At 42.7% G+C, this 14810-nt stretch carries 13 protein-coding genes; 7 read left to right on the top strand and 6 right to left on the bottom strand.

Annotation, left to right across the window (positions count from 1 at the left end; translation table 11 throughout):
• Positions 1-137: 137 nt before the first annotated feature.
• On the top strand, positions 138-1118 hold the full coding sequence (locus tag Xets_RS27480; RefSeq protein WP_370588194.1) for an FAD:protein FMN transferase: 981 nt from the start codon (positions 138-140) through the stop codon (positions 1116-1118).
• A gap of 16 nt (positions 1119-1134) precedes the next feature.
• Positions 1135-1359 carry a (Na+)-NQR maturation NqrM gene (gene nqrM / locus Xets_RS27475; protein ID WP_074020165.1) on the top strand — a complete coding sequence of 75 codons (225 nt, stop codon included), beginning with the start codon at positions 1135-1137 and terminating at the stop codon, positions 1357-1359.
• A gap of 88 nt (positions 1360-1447) precedes the next feature.
• On the opposite strand, the gene Xets_RS27470 is transcribed toward nqrM, so the two are convergent.
• Together Xets_RS27470 and Xets_RS27465 are read right to left on the bottom strand one after the other, a co-directional pair.
• Positions 1448-1963: a sigma-70 family RNA polymerase sigma factor gene (locus Xets_RS27470; RefSeq protein WP_187651078.1), complete on the bottom strand. Its 516-nt coding sequence runs from the start codon at positions 1961-1963 to the stop codon at positions 1448-1450.
• A 131-nt stretch (positions 1964-2094) separates the two neighbouring features.
• Positions 2095-4392 (bottom strand): TonB-dependent hemoglobin/transferrin/lactoferrin family receptor, encoded by a 2298-nt coding sequence (locus Xets_RS27465; RefSeq protein ID WP_099131039.1) that lies wholly within the window; start codon positions 4390-4392, stop codon positions 2095-2097.
• Positions 4393-4414: 22 nt separating this feature from the next.
• On the opposite strand from Xets_RS27465, the gene Xets_RS27460 reads away from it, so the two are divergent.
• From Xets_RS27460 to Xets_RS27450, 3 genes are all read left to right on the top strand, one after another.
• Positions 4415-4567: a hypothetical protein gene (locus Xets_RS27460; RefSeq protein WP_167450544.1), complete on the top strand. Its 153-nt coding sequence runs from the start codon at positions 4415-4417 to the stop codon at positions 4565-4567.
• Positions 4568-4599: 32 nt separating this feature from the next.
• A complete protein-coding gene (locus Xets_RS27455) occupies positions 4600-5037 on the top strand; it encodes a YtxH domain-containing protein (RefSeq protein WP_187651077.1) in 438 nt (145 codons plus the stop codon).
• A 185-nt stretch (positions 5038-5222) separates the two neighbouring features.
• Complete coding sequence (locus tag Xets_RS27450; protein ID WP_099131041.1) at positions 5223-5663, top strand: GNAT family N-acetyltransferase; 441 nt, start codon at positions 5223-5225, stop codon at positions 5661-5663.
• Positions 5664-5801: 138 nt separating this feature from the next.
• On the opposite strand, the gene betA is transcribed toward Xets_RS27450, so the two are convergent.
• From betA to betI, 3 genes are read right to left on the bottom strand one after another with little or no spacing between them, the layout of a single operon-like run.
• Positions 5802-7466 carry a choline dehydrogenase gene (betA, locus tag Xets_RS27445; protein ID WP_099131042.1) on the bottom strand — a complete coding sequence of 555 codons (1665 nt, stop codon included), beginning with the start codon at positions 7464-7466 and terminating at the stop codon, positions 5802-5804.
• A 27-nt stretch (positions 7467-7493) separates the two neighbouring features.
• Positions 7494-8972, bottom strand: coding sequence for a betaine-aldehyde dehydrogenase (gene betB / locus Xets_RS27440; RefSeq protein ID WP_099131043.1), 1479 nt, complete (start codon positions 8970-8972; stop codon positions 7494-7496).
• Positions 8973-9008: 36 nt separating this feature from the next.
• Positions 9009-9605 (bottom strand): transcriptional regulator BetI, encoded by a 597-nt coding sequence (betI, locus tag Xets_RS27435; RefSeq protein WP_099131044.1) that lies wholly within the window; start codon positions 9603-9605, stop codon positions 9009-9011.
• A gap of 209 nt (positions 9606-9814) precedes the next feature.
• Between betI and Xets_RS27430 the strand changes: the two genes are divergently transcribed.
• Together Xets_RS27430 and dinB are read left to right on the top strand one after the other, a co-directional pair.
• Positions 9815-11851, top strand: a complete 2037-nt coding sequence (locus Xets_RS27430; RefSeq protein WP_187651076.1) for a choline transporter — start codon at positions 9815-9817, stop codon at positions 11849-11851.
• Positions 11852-12110: 259 nt separating this feature from the next.
• A complete protein-coding gene (gene dinB, locus Xets_RS27425; RefSeq protein ID WP_187651075.1) occupies positions 12111-13166 on the top strand; it encodes a DNA polymerase IV in 1056 nt (351 codons plus the stop codon).
• A gap of 62 nt (positions 13167-13228) precedes the next feature.
• On the opposite strand, the gene pepD is transcribed toward dinB, so the two are convergent.
• Positions 13229-14689 carry a beta-Ala-His dipeptidase gene (gene pepD, locus Xets_RS27420; protein WP_187651074.1) on the bottom strand — a complete coding sequence of 487 codons (1461 nt, stop codon included), beginning with the start codon at positions 14687-14689 and terminating at the stop codon, positions 13229-13231.
• Positions 14690-14810 lie beyond the last annotated feature (121 nt).

Raw genomic sequence — 14810 nt, 5'->3', positions numbered from 1 at the left:
GTTGCAGCTAACATGATTTAACGATAAGCGCCCACATTTTGTGGGCGCTGCGATTTAGAAAAGCCACAATAAGTCAGAAAGAGTAAGTTATGCTGAGTAAAAAAATTATCAATTGGGGTGCATTGCTGTTTGCAACTATGATGCTGGCGGCATGTGATGGCCCTAAACAGCAAAACCTGAATGGACAGACAATGGGGACTTATTACTCCGTTAAATATGTTGCTGATTCGTCTGTACCTGCCCCAGAAGTTCTGCAAAAAGAGATTGATCGTCTGTTAGAAGAAGTGAACGATCAGATGTCCACTTATCGGCCAAATTCTGAATTGAGTCGTTTTAATCAAAGCCGTGAAGTGAATAAACCATTTCCGGTATCTGCTGCTACGGCAAAAGTTGTCAAAGAAGCTATTCGAATTAATAAACTGACAGACGGTGCACTGGATGTGACTGTTGGCCCGTTGGTAAATCTATGGGGATTTGGGCCGGAAGGACGCATTACCAAGGCACCGACGGATGAAGAATTAGATATACGCCGTGCCTGGACGGGGATCGATAACTTGTCTGTTGAAGGCAATAATCTGATTAAATCCATCCCTGAACTGTATGTTGATCTCTCTTCCATCGCCAAAGGTTATGGTGTTGATGTTGTTGCTGAATATCTGGAATCTCGTAACATCAAAAATTACATGGTTGATATTGGCGGTGAAGTTCGCACATCGGGCAACAATGGCAAGAAAAATCCATGGCGGATAGCGATTGAAAAACCATCAGACAACGGCATGGCACAGAGCGCTCAGGAGATTATTGAACCGGGCAATATGTCTGTGGCAACATCGGGTGATTACCGCAACTATTTTGAACAGAATGGCGTGCGTTATTCTCACACTATTAATCCGAAAACCGGTAGGCCGATAACGCATAATTTGGTTTCAATTACCGTGATAGCACCGACGTGTATGAGTGCTGATGGTTTTTCTACAGGTTTAGATGTATTAGGGCCAGAGAAAGGTATGGAAGTGGCTGAGAAGCTGAATATTCCGGTCTTTATGATTGTTAAAACCAAAGAAGGCTTTGAAGAGCGCTATAATACCGCTTTTAAGGCATATTTACAGAAGAAATAAGAAAGGGGGAAAGGCGATGGAAGTCTTTATTGCCACTTTTATCTTTTTCTTGCTGGCTTTTGCAGGCATGGCACTGGGCTATATTTTTAAGCGCAAAAGCATTCAAGGAAGCTGTGGTGGCTTGGGAAGTATTGGCGTAGAAAAAGTGTGTGATTGTCCTGAACCTTGTGATGCCCGCAAAAAACGTATGGCGAGGGAAACTGCCCGTCAAGCCCAGTTGGAGAAGAATCGCATTCTTTGACACTGTTTTTCCGTCAAGTAAATTTGCAGTTAAAACAAATGCCCTGCTGCCAGATAAACAGCGGGGTTGTTTGTTCAGGGATGGCTGTTCAATGCGTATTAAAAAGGTGACATTCCCTGTGGGCTTGATGCAAATAATTTTTCACTGAGCTTATTGAGATACCCAAACTTTCCGCAACTTCTTTATAACGCCAGCCCTGGAGTTGAATGAGTAGAAATGTCTGCCGGACTTTTGCCGGAAGCTCATCCAGGGTTTTATCTATCTTTTCTAACTGTTCTAACAGCATAAGTTGATTCTCAGAAGAATTTGCTGAGATTTTAGGCTGTTCACTGACATATTTCAGATAATTATCTTCCAGTTTTTTTCTGCGCCAGTAATTGGAGAGAGTTCTGCGCGCTATCGTCATTAAAAAGGCTCTTGGCTGGCGGATATTTTCAAGATCCGAAGATTGCATCAATTTGATGAAAACCTCATGAACGAGATCTTCAGCCTGATTGGGATAAACACTGTTTTGTCTGAGCCAGTTGCATAACCAATGATGGTAATCGGCATAGAGTTTCTGGGTGATTTGATTGTGCTTAAATGTGCTTTTTTGCACCGCCATAATGATATTGCCTGATAGGATATAACTGATAATAGTTATTATTTGTATTTGATAAGCGGAAGTCAATGCAGCGTTTGGAAACCTAACCCTCTTAAGGTAAGAGGGTTAGGGATTGGATGGTTAAGTGTCAGTTAGAATTGTTGTGAAATACTGAATTTGTAATTCCGGCCAATACCTGAAATCTTATCTCCTAAGTAAGGATAGTAATCACGGTTGAACAGGTTATCGATAGTGACTCGTGCTTCAAATCCTTTTATAAAAGAAGGACGCCAGCTTGCAAACAGACCGTGCAGGGCGTAGCCCTTACTTTTATGGAATGACCAAGAACCTGCGTCTGGATCTCCATCTACGGGGGATCGATCTTGTTTGCGGATAAAATCACCTTTCCATCCCATTGCCATCTGCCATTGCGGAATTTTAAACCCTAACATGGCATGTGCAGAAGTTGGCGGTATTTCTGCAATCCAAGTTTTATGCCCTAACCATGGATCACGTGGAGAAGCGTCACGCTGTCCACGAATAGTAGAGAACGAGAATTTTCCAAACAGCGTGCGGCTGTCGTAGAAGGTTTCTATTTCTAAGCCTTCAATAGTATATCCCGGTAAGTTGCGGTAATTTCCCAATGATGTTCTACATGAATTGGTTGAGCCACTATCAAGTTGGGCTTTACAGTAAATACCACGCCTTCTAAAGATCTCATCTTTACCACGGTTACGGAATAATGTGGTACGAATTTGCAGGCTATCATCTTCAAGTATTAAGTTATCGAAATCGAGAATTGCACCGAGGCGTATTCCTGCCATTCTTTCAACGGCAAGATCGCGGCTGGAGCCTCTAAGGTTACTATTGCTCCCTTGTACCTCATATTGTTCATCGACTATTGGAGCACGCCATGTACGGCTGATATCTGCAAACAATGAAAGGTTTTTATTGGTTTGCCACAGAATGCCTAAATGAGGTGACCAACCAGTATAGGTTACATTGCTATAGTCATGATTAACTTCTGGTGATGCATCGTTATATACGGATGCGTTATTTTCTTTCCCCCTATTTTTGACATGATCATAGCGAACACCCGGCGTGACGGTGACGCTGCCTATTTTCAGGGAATCTTGAATATAGAAGCTGTAAGCTAATTGAGTTCCAGCAGGCATATAGCCTGGTTGATAATAACCATAGTTATAGTTTTTATTCTTTATTTTGCCTTTATCGAACATCAGTACATTACGTTCGTTTTTATGCCAACGGGTTCCCACCAATAATTCATGTTCAATGATACCTGTTGAGAATATGCTTTTATTGTTGATATCAACCAGATTATCGGTGTAATCAACCCAGCTTTTATTACCCATTAATACACTGAAATAGGAGGAAGCATTTTCTGGGCGACTATCGTCTTGTTTGGTTTTGGAATACGCATAGAGCATCGTCAGGTTTAGCCATGGATTATTTTCTGGTGCGATATTCCATTTGGCAGTGTAGTTTTGATCAATTTGATCACGAAAGACCAATTTTCTTTTCCAGGCGCCATCCCAACCGTATTGCTTTACATCAAGGGCTGATGGAACGGCAATCTTACCTCGTTTAGCCGCCCAAGGCTGCCAGCCATCCGATTCAGATCGCATAGCGGACAGACTAATCGTATGAGCGTCACTGGGATAAAAGTTGGTTTTCAATAAATAAGATGTTTGGTTGTTTTGTGAAAACTCAAAACGTGTGCCATCAGGGAGTTTAATATTGTGTCCATCCCGCTTGCTTACATAAAGCAACCCATCAGCAAAGCCGTTAGGATCTCTGCCGTATATTGCGCCACTATTGATCCACTGCCTGTCATTCGTATGGTAGCTTTGTTTAACAAAGCCACCCCAATTCTCATCAGGACGCAGTAAGTCATTCGCATCTTTTGTCACGAGTTTGACAGAACCACCAAATCCACCATTACCGTTGAGTAAATTGTGTGGCCCTTTATCAACTTCGACCCGTTTGATTAATTCAGGCTCAATAAAGATGGAACCCTGCATATATTTCTCGAATCCTTTTGGTGCATCGTCCAGCGTGATTTTGATATCTTCCTGGTCTCCCATTCCCCAGATATTCAGCGTTTGTCCACCAGGGCGCGGGGAGCCTGACATTGAAACACCAGGGAGTTGGTCGAGTAACTGAGCAACATTGTCGGCTTGAGTGCGGTCAATATCCTCCTTTTTGAGCACTGAACTTCCTGCATTGGTGCTGTTGTGTAAACTTTTAACAACGGAAAGTGTGGGTAATTTTATCACCTCATTTTTCTTTTCAGATTTTTGTTCTTTGAGATCTTCAGTTGCGTAAACAGCGCTGGAGAATGCCGCTCCCAATACTAATGTACCGGTTAAAATTTTCTGAACCATGGTAGCGATTGGGCGTTTTTCTAATTTTTGACTATTATTTGCCATAAATTTCCTGAAATGTGATCAAATGAAATACTTTCAAAGTAATAAGTCACCTGAGAAATTAAAAAAGGTAAATAAAAATGAGAATTATTTTTGTTTGCTTGGGGTTTTGGGAAGCATACCATACGATGATGAGGTTTATCCCATGGATAGTGAGATTTTTGGCATTGAAATTTAAGTTCAATTTCCTTACGTACAAGGGGGTCGTCAATGAAGAAAAAGATTCTTGGTTCTCTGATCTTGGCTGCTATCGTAGCCTTGCTCGCTGGCTGTGATGACGCATCTAAAAAAGCGGAAGATCCGGGCCAGCAAACTGAAAAAAGCGCACAGGAGATAAAGGAAAACGCTTCGCGCGAAGGCCATAGTTTGGTTGATAAATCGAATGAAGTTGCTGAACAAATGAAATCCAAGGTAACGGATATACAGAGTCAAGCGACTAAAACAGCGAATGATGTGATGGAGGCGATGAAAGCGAAAACAGATGATATCCAGCATCAGGCTAATGATAAACTCGATCAGCTTTCAGATACTATGAAGTCGAAGACGGAAGAAATAAAGTCTGAGGCTGATAAAAAGGCAGATGACTTAATTAATCGTCTTAAAAGTAATGATCTTAAAGGTGACAGTGATAAAAAAGAGGAAAATTAATTTATCTTCTTACTTCAATATATTATTGGTATAAAGTGGATTGCATCATAAGGGTGATCTAACAAGGGTCGCCCTTATTATTTGTAACTTAAATCGAGTCTTGATTTATTATTTTGGCTTGACTTACTTATCTATTTAAAAGTAGGTTGTGGATAGATTTTGTAAATTATAATCAGGATATAATAATGAAAATAAAGTACAGCATAGGAAGACAAAATCCCGAATTAATTCAGCAAGCATTTGCCATTCGCAAACAAGTATTTACGGATGAACAGGGATTTGATGCAGAGATTGATATTGATGAATATGATGATATTGCTTTGCATGTGGTGGTATTTGATGGTGAAAAATCAATAGGGGTATTACGGGCGATCCCGAAAGATAATAACATGCTCAAAGTTGGACGTGTTGCGGTATTGAGGTACTATCGCGGGCAGGGAATAGGTCGTAAAGTTATGGAATTTATTGAAGATTATGGCAGGAAAAATAACATTGAGACTATCGTTCTATCTGCACAATGCCATGCCCAGCCATTTTATGAAAGCCTTGGTTATCAGGCCCAAGGTGGAATTTATTTGGAAGAAGGTGCAGAACATATCTTTATGACTTTGAATTTAATATCGTAACAAGATAATTATTACTATTCGTAATATAAATACGGGAAAGATGAGTGTTCAAATAATATTGCTTGAATATCTCAATTTCCCGTATTAGTGATTTATTCAGTTTTTGTGAGAATAAATTGATTGATCAACTGTTTTTACTCATTGCCGGACAGGAACATCACTGGCAACATAATATTTTGCCTGACTGCGGGGCAGAGGAGAAATTCCCCTGATTTTATCAGCAATTTTTTCAGCCATCATAATTGTTGTAGCATTTAAATTACCGGTAATAATTATTGGCATAATAGAGGCATCAATAACACGTAGATTTTCAATGCCATGCACTCGTCCTTGACCATCCACGACCGCCATTTCATCTGTTCCCATTTTGCAACTGCATGATGGGTGAAATGCGGTTTCGGCATGTTGACGAATAAAGGTATCTAACTGCTCATCTGATTGATTTTCAACACCTGGGCTGATTTCACGTCCACAATATGGCGCCAGTGCAGGTTGCGCCATTATTTCCCGTGTAATGCGAATAGCAGCACGGAACTCCTGCCAATCTTGTTCTGCTGACATGTAGTTGAATAAAATACTGGGATGCTGACGAGGGTCTCGCGATTTAATTTTTACCCGACCACGGCTTGGGGAACGCATAGAGCCTACATGGGCCTGAAAACCATGTTGATTGATGGCATTACTGCCATTGTAATTAATGGCAACAGGCAGGAAATGAAATTGAATATTTGGCCAGGCAAATTTTTCATCGGTACGAATAAAGCCACCTGCTTCAAATTGATTGCTGGCACCAATACCTGTTCCTTTGAATAGCCATTCAGCACCAATTTGAGGTTGGTTATACCATTTCAATGCGGGATAGAGGGAAATGGGTTTGAGGCATTCATACTGCAAGTACATTTCAAGGTGATCTTGCAAGTTTTGCCCAACACCTGGTAAGACATGCACCGCAGGAATACCAAGCTCGTTTAATACTTCTTCGGGGCCAATACCTGAACGTTGCAAAATCTGTGGAGATGCGATCGCACCGGCGCAGAGTAAAACTTCTTTACGCGCTTTTGCCTGGGTTAAATCTGAGCTATTGCCTTGATAAAAATTGACGCCAACGGCTGCTTTTCCTTCAAATACGAGGGTATCCGTTAACGCATGAGTCATGATAGTGAGATTGGAGCGTGAACGTGCTTGATCCAGGTAACCGCGGGCTGTACTGGAGCGGCGTCCTTGAGGGGTAACGGTGCGATCCATCGGCCCAAAGCCTTCTTGCTGATAGCCATTCAGATCGTCAGTACGTGGATAACCAGCCTGGACACCGGCTTCTACCATCGCGTGAAAGAGTTCATTGTTTCCTGCCTTGGGTGTTGTGACACTGACAGGCCCGTCTGCACCATGATACTCATTTTCGCCAATATCCCTTGACTCAGCTTTGCGAAAATAGGGTAAGCAATCAAGATAAGTCCAGTCTTCCAGACCAGATAGTGTTGCCCAATGATCAAAATCCAGCGCATTGCCACGGATGTAGCACATGCCATTGATGAGTGAAGATCCACCCAGCCCCTTACCGCGCCCGCATTCCATGCGCCGGTTATTCATATAGGGTTCGGGATCGGTTTCATAAGCCCAGTTATAACGGGTTCCCTGCAAGGGATATGCCAGCGCTGCTGGCATTTGAGTACGGAAGTCGAATCGGTAATCTGGCCCACCTGCTTCCAGCAGCAGGACAGTCACATTGGCATCTTCCGTTAAACGAGTTGCAAGCACGTTACCCGCTGAACCAGCACCGATAATAATGTAATCAAAAACCATTGTTATCTCCTCTGTTTCAGGCGTGGATTAAAATAGGGATTCAAAATTGCCTAATTCCACCTGTATTGATTTGGTTTGTGTGTAATTTTGTAGTGTGACCAGCCCATTTTCCCGGCCAACACCAGAATGTTTATAGCCACCGACAGGCATGGCTGCCGGAGATTCTCCCCAGGTGTTGATCCAACAGATCCCGGCTTCTAGCTGGTGGATCACGCGATGTGCGCGGGAAAGATCTTTGGTGACTAATCCTGCACCCAGGCCATAATGTGTATTATTGGCACGGACAATGACTTCATCTTCCGTTTCATAAGTCAGGATAGACATCACGGGCCCAAAGATTTCCTCCTGTGTGATCAACATATCATCGGTACAGTCACTGAATACTGTCGGTGCAACAAATGCACCTTTTGCTAATTCGCCCTCCATCAGACGCTTGCCACCACAAAGCAGGCGGGCATTGCTGTTTTTACCGCTTTCGATATAGCGTAAAACAGACTCCATGTGTGGAAAGCTCACCAGCGGACCAAAGTTAGTGTTGGGATTGAGAGGTGAACCAATTCGGATGCGTTTAACACGCTCAAGAATTTTTGTTTCAAATTGTGGGAGCAGTGCCCTGGGGACAAAGACTCGTGTTCCGTTCGTACACACCTGACCTGAACTGAAAAAGTTTGCCATCATGGCAATATCAGCAGCACGATCCAGATCGGCATCATCAAAAATGATCAGCGGGGATTTGCCACCTAATTCCATCGTGACTTCTTTTAGGGTGGAAGCGGAAGCATTTGCCATCACCTTTTTGCCGGTCACAATCCCGCCGGTAAAAGACATTTTGGCGATTTTAGGGTGAACAGTCAGATAATGTCCGACTTCATGACCGGCTCCGGTTAACACATTGAAAACACCATCAGGCAAACCGGCTTCAGTATAGATTTCAGCCAACTTCAAAGCGGTAAGGGAGGTGACTTCACTGGGTTTAAAAATCATGGCATTGCCGGCAGCCAGAGCGGGTGCTGATTTCCAGAGGGCAATTTGGATAGGGTAGTTCCATGCGCCGATGCCTGCTACGATCCCCAATGGTTCACGGCGTGTATACACAAAAGAAGATTCACGTAATGGGATCTGCTGACCTTCAAGGGCTGGAATTAAGCCAGCATAGTATTCCAGTACATCGGCACCCGTGACGATATCAACCTGCCGGGTTTCAGAAAGGGGTTTGCCGGTATCCAGTGTTTCCAATTCAGCCAGTTCATCATTGTGTTCACGCAAGATGTTCACCGCCTTGTGTAAGATCCGTGAACGTTCCACCGTGGTCATGGCTGCCCAGATTTTCTGTCCTTTATGGGCACTTTCAACTGCTAGATCAACATCTTGTTTTGTCGCAGACTGAAATTGAGCAATAACTTCACCATTAGCTGGGTTAATTGCGTCAAAAATTGTATTATCAGGATTGGTGCTATCAACATAAGCACCGTGGATATAAAGTTTTTGTAATCCAAAATGAGCCATAGATTCTCCTTAAGAGTCTATCCATTAGGTGATAAGTCAGAACTTATCAGATGCTCCGAGTTTCTGTTCGATATAATCGATAGTAATTTTGAATGTCCCTGCTATATCAAAAGGCTTCCTGCTTAATGCACTTCGCAGCCAAATGCCGTCAATCAATGCAGCAAGACCTTGTGCAGCTAGCCGTGCTTCTGCTTTTGGCATGGCACGTTTAAATTCAACACACAGATTGGAATGCAAACGGCGTTCATTGACTTGTTGTAACCGATACAGGTTTGGTTGATGCATACTACTCGCCCAGAATGCTAACCAGGTTTTCATTGCTGCGCTGTTGATCTGGCTGGGATCAAAATTGCCTTCGACAATGGCTTTCAACCTTTGCGTGGGAGTTGCGTTATCTAGCAAGCGTAATCGGCGTGCTACAGCCATTCTCAGCTGATGTAATAGATAACGCATGGTAGCTTCCAATAAGCCGTCTTTGTCCTTGAAATAGTGGCTGATAATTCCGTTGGAAACCCCCGCTTTTCGGGCTATTTGCGCAATAGTTGCTTCCTGCATTCCAACTTCATTCACAACGATTAATGTTGCATCAATGAGTTGCTGTTTTCTTATCGACTGCATTCCAATTTTGGGCATGATTTTATGCTCAGAAAATCAATTATTCGGACAGTATTAAACTTTTTTTTAATTGAATATTCAATCAAAATTAAATATGTTTTATCACAATAATTTTACAATGAGGGAGTGAATTTGTTTAAGATATCTTAAATTTTATATTTAATTCAATATGTTATATGAATTATGCTTTTCATCTGTTTTAATGCTATTAATTTCAGGAACTGCCTATGAATACACAAGACAGTCCAAAAAACACCCAGAAGGACACCCTGAATTCTGTCGTTTTTTTCACCTCTGCCGGACTGATTATTGCATTTTCTTTGTTCACTATTTTTTTCACAGATGCAACCAGTGTTTGGATAAAAAATACACTGAATTGGGTGTCTAAAACTTTTGGTTGGTACTATTTATTGGCCGCGACACTTTACATTGTGTTTGTTGTTTTTGTTGCGGCTTCCCGTTTCGGTTCAATCAAATTGGGACCGGAGCAATCTAAGCCGGAATTCAGTTTGCTGAGTTGGGCGGCAATGCTGTTTGCTGCTGGGATCGGCATTGATTTGATGTTTTTCTCGGTGGCTGAACCTGTTACGCAATATATGCGACCGCCAACGGGTCAAGGGGAAACCATTGAAGCAGCTCGTCAGGCGATGGTGTGGACACTGTTCCACTATGGCCTGACGGGCTGGTCTATGTACGCTTTGATGGGAATTGCACTGGGATATTTTAGTTATCGTTATAATTTGCCCCTGACTATCCGCTCGGCACTTTATCCTATTTTTGGTGACCGCATTAAAGGATTAATCGGTCATACTGTGGATATTGCAGCCGTAATAGGGACCATTTTTGGTATTGCAACGACGCTGGGAATTGGGGTTGTGCAGTTGAATTATGGTCTGAAAGTACTTTTCGGATTACCGCAAGGATTGGGGGTTCAGGGAGGATTGATATCATTATCTGTGGTGATAGCCATTATCTCTGTCACTTCTGGAGTAAACAAAGGCATTCGATTTTTGTCTGAATTAAATGTCCTGCTGGCTCTTGGCTTGGTTTTGTTCATTTTGTTTATGGGCGATACCGAATTCCTGCTTAACGGATTAGTGCAGAACGTCGGGGATTATATCAGCCGTTTTATGAGCATGACACTGAACAGTTTTGCATTTGAACGCCCAACTGAATGGATGAATAACTGGACGCTGTTTTTCTGGGCATGGTGGGTGGCCTGGTCGCCGTTTGTAGGGTTATTCTTAGCGCGTATTTCCCGTGGCAGAACCATTCGTCAGTTTGTTATGGGAACATTAGTCATTCCATTTGTTTTTACACTGCTGTGGCTATCGATTTTTGGTAACAGTGCGTTGTATGAAATTCTGCATGGTAATCGTCAACTGGCTGAGACCGTGCTACAACACCCAGAACAAGGTTTTTATAATTTGCTGTCACTTTATCCGGCATTCACATTCAGTGCTTCTGTGGCTACCATTACCGGACTACTGTTTTATGTCACATCGGCCGATTCTGGCTCGTTAGTGTTAGGAAATTTCACCTCTAATCTGAGTGATATTAATAATGATGCACCGAATTGGTTGCGTGTTTTTTGGTCTGTGGCAATTGGCGTATTAACGTTAGGTATACTCATGACGGATGGTATTTCTGCTTTGCAAAATACCACGGTCATCATGGGGCTTCCTTTTAGTTTTGTGATCTTCTTTGTGATGGCGGGGCTATACAAGTCTTTGCGGGTGGAAGATTTCCGTAAAGCCAGTTCACTGCAAAATACCTCACCCACTCTTATGCATGACAATGGTTCATTGAACTGGAAGCAGCGTTTGAGCCGTATGATGCACTTTCCTGGTACGAAAAACACTCAGCGAATGCTGGATATGGTGTGCCGCCCCGCGATGTTAGAAGTGGCTAAAGAGTTAGTTGTGCGTGGTGCAAAAGTTCAGTTTAATGCACTGCCAGCCAAAGAGGACAAGCGGCTGAATCCATTAGAATTGATTGTTAATTTAGGTGATGAACAGAATTTTATCTATCAAATCTGGCCGCAACGCTATTCTGTGCCTGGATTTACCTATCGAGCGAGGGCGGGCAAGTCTCACTATTATCGGTTGGAGACTTTTCTGATGGAAGGAACTCAGGGCAATGATTTGATGGACTATACGAAAGAGCAAATCATTAGCGATATTCTTGACCACTATGAAAAACATCTGAATTTTATTCACTTGAACAGAGAAGCACCGGGGCAAACACTGATTTTTCCTAGTTGAGGATAAGTGGAAGAAAGATAAGTGGAATATAGTAGAGAATAAGAGTAGCTGATAAAAAATCGTCTGTGTTATAGGAAGTGACAGGCGATTTTTTTACTAAAATAAATCATGTATTGATTTTATCATTCAATCTTGACGGGAGTTGAGTACATGTTTGCATTCGGAAAAATCAACGCGTTGAATTTTTGCTGAAAAATTAGCTAGAGTTTCATGATCTCTTTCTGTATATTTATACAGTTGTTTGGCATGGGGAGAGCAGATGCGAAAAATTATTCATATTGATATGGATTGCTTTTTTGCTGCCATCGAAATGCGGGATAATCCTTCCCTTCGCGGTATTCCGGTTGCAGTTGGCGGGAGCGCTGATCGAAGGGGGGTAATTAGCACGGCAAATTACCCTGCCCGTCGTTTTGGGGTGCATAGTGCGATGTCCACCGCCATGGCATTAAAGCTTTGCCCCCAATTGAAAGTTATTCCTGGCAGAATGGCGCATTATAAAGAAATATCTCAACATATCCGCCAAATTTTTTCCCGTTACACTGAATTGATTGAACCTCTTTCTTTAGATGAAGCCTATTTGGATGTGACGAATTGCCATTATTGTCATGGTTCTGCCACGTTGATTGCTCAAGAAATTCGTCAGATAATTTTTGATGAATTGCAGTTAACCGCTTCCGCAGGCGTTGCACCCGTCAGGTTTTTAGCCAAAATTGCTTCTGATATCAATAAACCCAATGGGCAATATGTTATTTCTCCTGAACAAGTAGAGGCTTTTGTTAACTCATTGCCATTACGCAAAATTCCTGGTGTCGGAAAAGTCACAGCCAAGCGTTTATCAGACATGGGATTGGAAACCTGTTCTGATGTGCAACGTTATGACAAGCTGACACTAATAAAAAGTTTGGGTAAGTTTGGATTGTCACTTTGGGAACGCTGTCACGGTATTGATGAAAGACCAATTACACAGGAACGCTTGCGTAAATCGGTTGGGGTAGAAAGAACTTTGGCGCAGGATATCCATCAATGGCATGAATGTGTGGAGCTGATTGAAAAACTTTATCCTGAACTGAAAAAACGGCTAGAAAAGGTAAAACCCGATCTCCGCATTGCCCGTCAAGGTATCAAATTAAAGTTTGATAATTTTCAATTGACGACACAGGAACATGTCCATCCTATGTTGGATAAACTCGATCTGATTCAAATAGCAAAACGGGCCTGGGAAACACGCAGGGAAGGGCGAGGAGTCAGGTTGGTTGGGCTGCATGTGACATTACAAAACCCACAACTGGAGCGTCAGCTTTTATTGGAATGGTAAGATGTAAAGAACGAAGTCTCCCCCACAATCAGATGGCAGGGGAGAGGCAATATAACTTTCTATTACTCGTTAGCTGGAATAGCTTTTAGAATTGCAGTGAGTAGCTGCCAATATTGACCGACACTCTTAATATGTACTTTCTCATCAGGGGAATGGGCACCCCGAATGGTTGGGCCGATAGAAACCATGTCCATAGCAGGATACGGTTTTTTGAATAGGCCACACTCTAAACCAGCGTGGATCACCATAATATTCGGCGTTTTATCGAAGAGTTGGTGATAAGTTTCGCGTACTAAATGCATGATTGGAGAATTGGCGTCAGGCTGCCAGCCTGGATAGCTGCCACTTGCCACGGTTTCTGCTCCAGACAGTTTTGCCAGAGAATGCAACATTTCAGCAACGTACACCTTGCCACTTTCAATAAGTGAACGGATCAGGCAGATAATTTCGACTTTCTCTTCGTCCATGGTGACAACGCCTACGTTCAGTGAAGTTTCTACAACACCTTTGGCAACATCACTCATACGAATAACACCATTCGGCATGCTATTGAGCATGGATATAAAGCGAGCCTGGCAATCCATTGTTAGCGTTTGTGATGGTGCTTCGGTTTCATCTAACAAGAGAGTGAGGTTATGTTCAACCACGGAGTATTCGTTTTTCAATGTCTCCAGATAGCTGTCTTTTATTTGACAGAGTTTTTCAACTTTATCAGCAGGAACAGCAATCACGGTAGAACCTTCACGAGGAATGGCATTGCGCAGGGTTCCACCTTGCAGATGAATTAATTTCAGACCCAACTCATCGGAATACGCAGCTAGGAAACGAGCCAGTAATTTGTTGGCATTACCCAATCCAAGATGAATATCGCCACCAGAGTGACCACCTTTTAATCCCTTAATAGTTAATTGCAGCGTTTTATAGTTAGTCGGCAGCGCTTCGCGGGACAGGCGTAAGGTGGTGAAAAAATCAATGCCACCCGCACAACCCATGTAGATTTCGCCTTCTTCTTCCGAATCGGTATTGATCAGAATATCAGCTTGCAGCCAGCCGGATTTCAAGCCGAATGCGCCATCCATACCTGTTTCTTCAGTCATGGTCAGTAAAACTTCCAATGGGCCGTGTTTAACGGATTCGTCCGCCAAGACCGCCAGAGCGGAAGCCATACCAATACCGTTATCCGCGCCTAAAGTTGTACCATCAGCTGTAATCCAATCACCATCGATATAAGGGCGAATAGGATCTTTTGTGAAATCGTGTTGGGTATCGTTATTTTTCTGTGGAACCATATCAAGGTGCGCTTGCAGTACAACAGCCTTGCGATTTTCCATACCTTTTGAAGCTGGTTTTCTGATCAAAATATTACCCACTTCATCCCGCTCTACATGGAATCCTTTATTTTTTGCCCACTCAATAATATGGGATGCGAGCGCTTCTTCATGATAAGAAGGATGAGGAATGGAACAAATTTGGGCAAAAATATCCCATAAGGGTTGTGGGGATAGCGTTGATAATTCGGACACGGCGAATCTCCTGTAACTGGATCTTAGTGAGAAGAAAGTGGTAATGTTTGACATATCAGGGAATTTTTGTCATCTGCATTGACCTAATATCCATGCTATGCTTGAGAATATCATTTTATTA

This window comes from Xenorhabdus sp. TS4, from assembly GCF_014467265.1.
GTDB classification, from domain to species: Bacteria; Pseudomonadota; Gammaproteobacteria; order Enterobacterales; family Enterobacteriaceae; genus Xenorhabdus; species Xenorhabdus ehlersii.
Note: the sequence above shows the minus strand (reverse complement) of the source record. Positions and strands in the feature narration are given on the sequence as shown.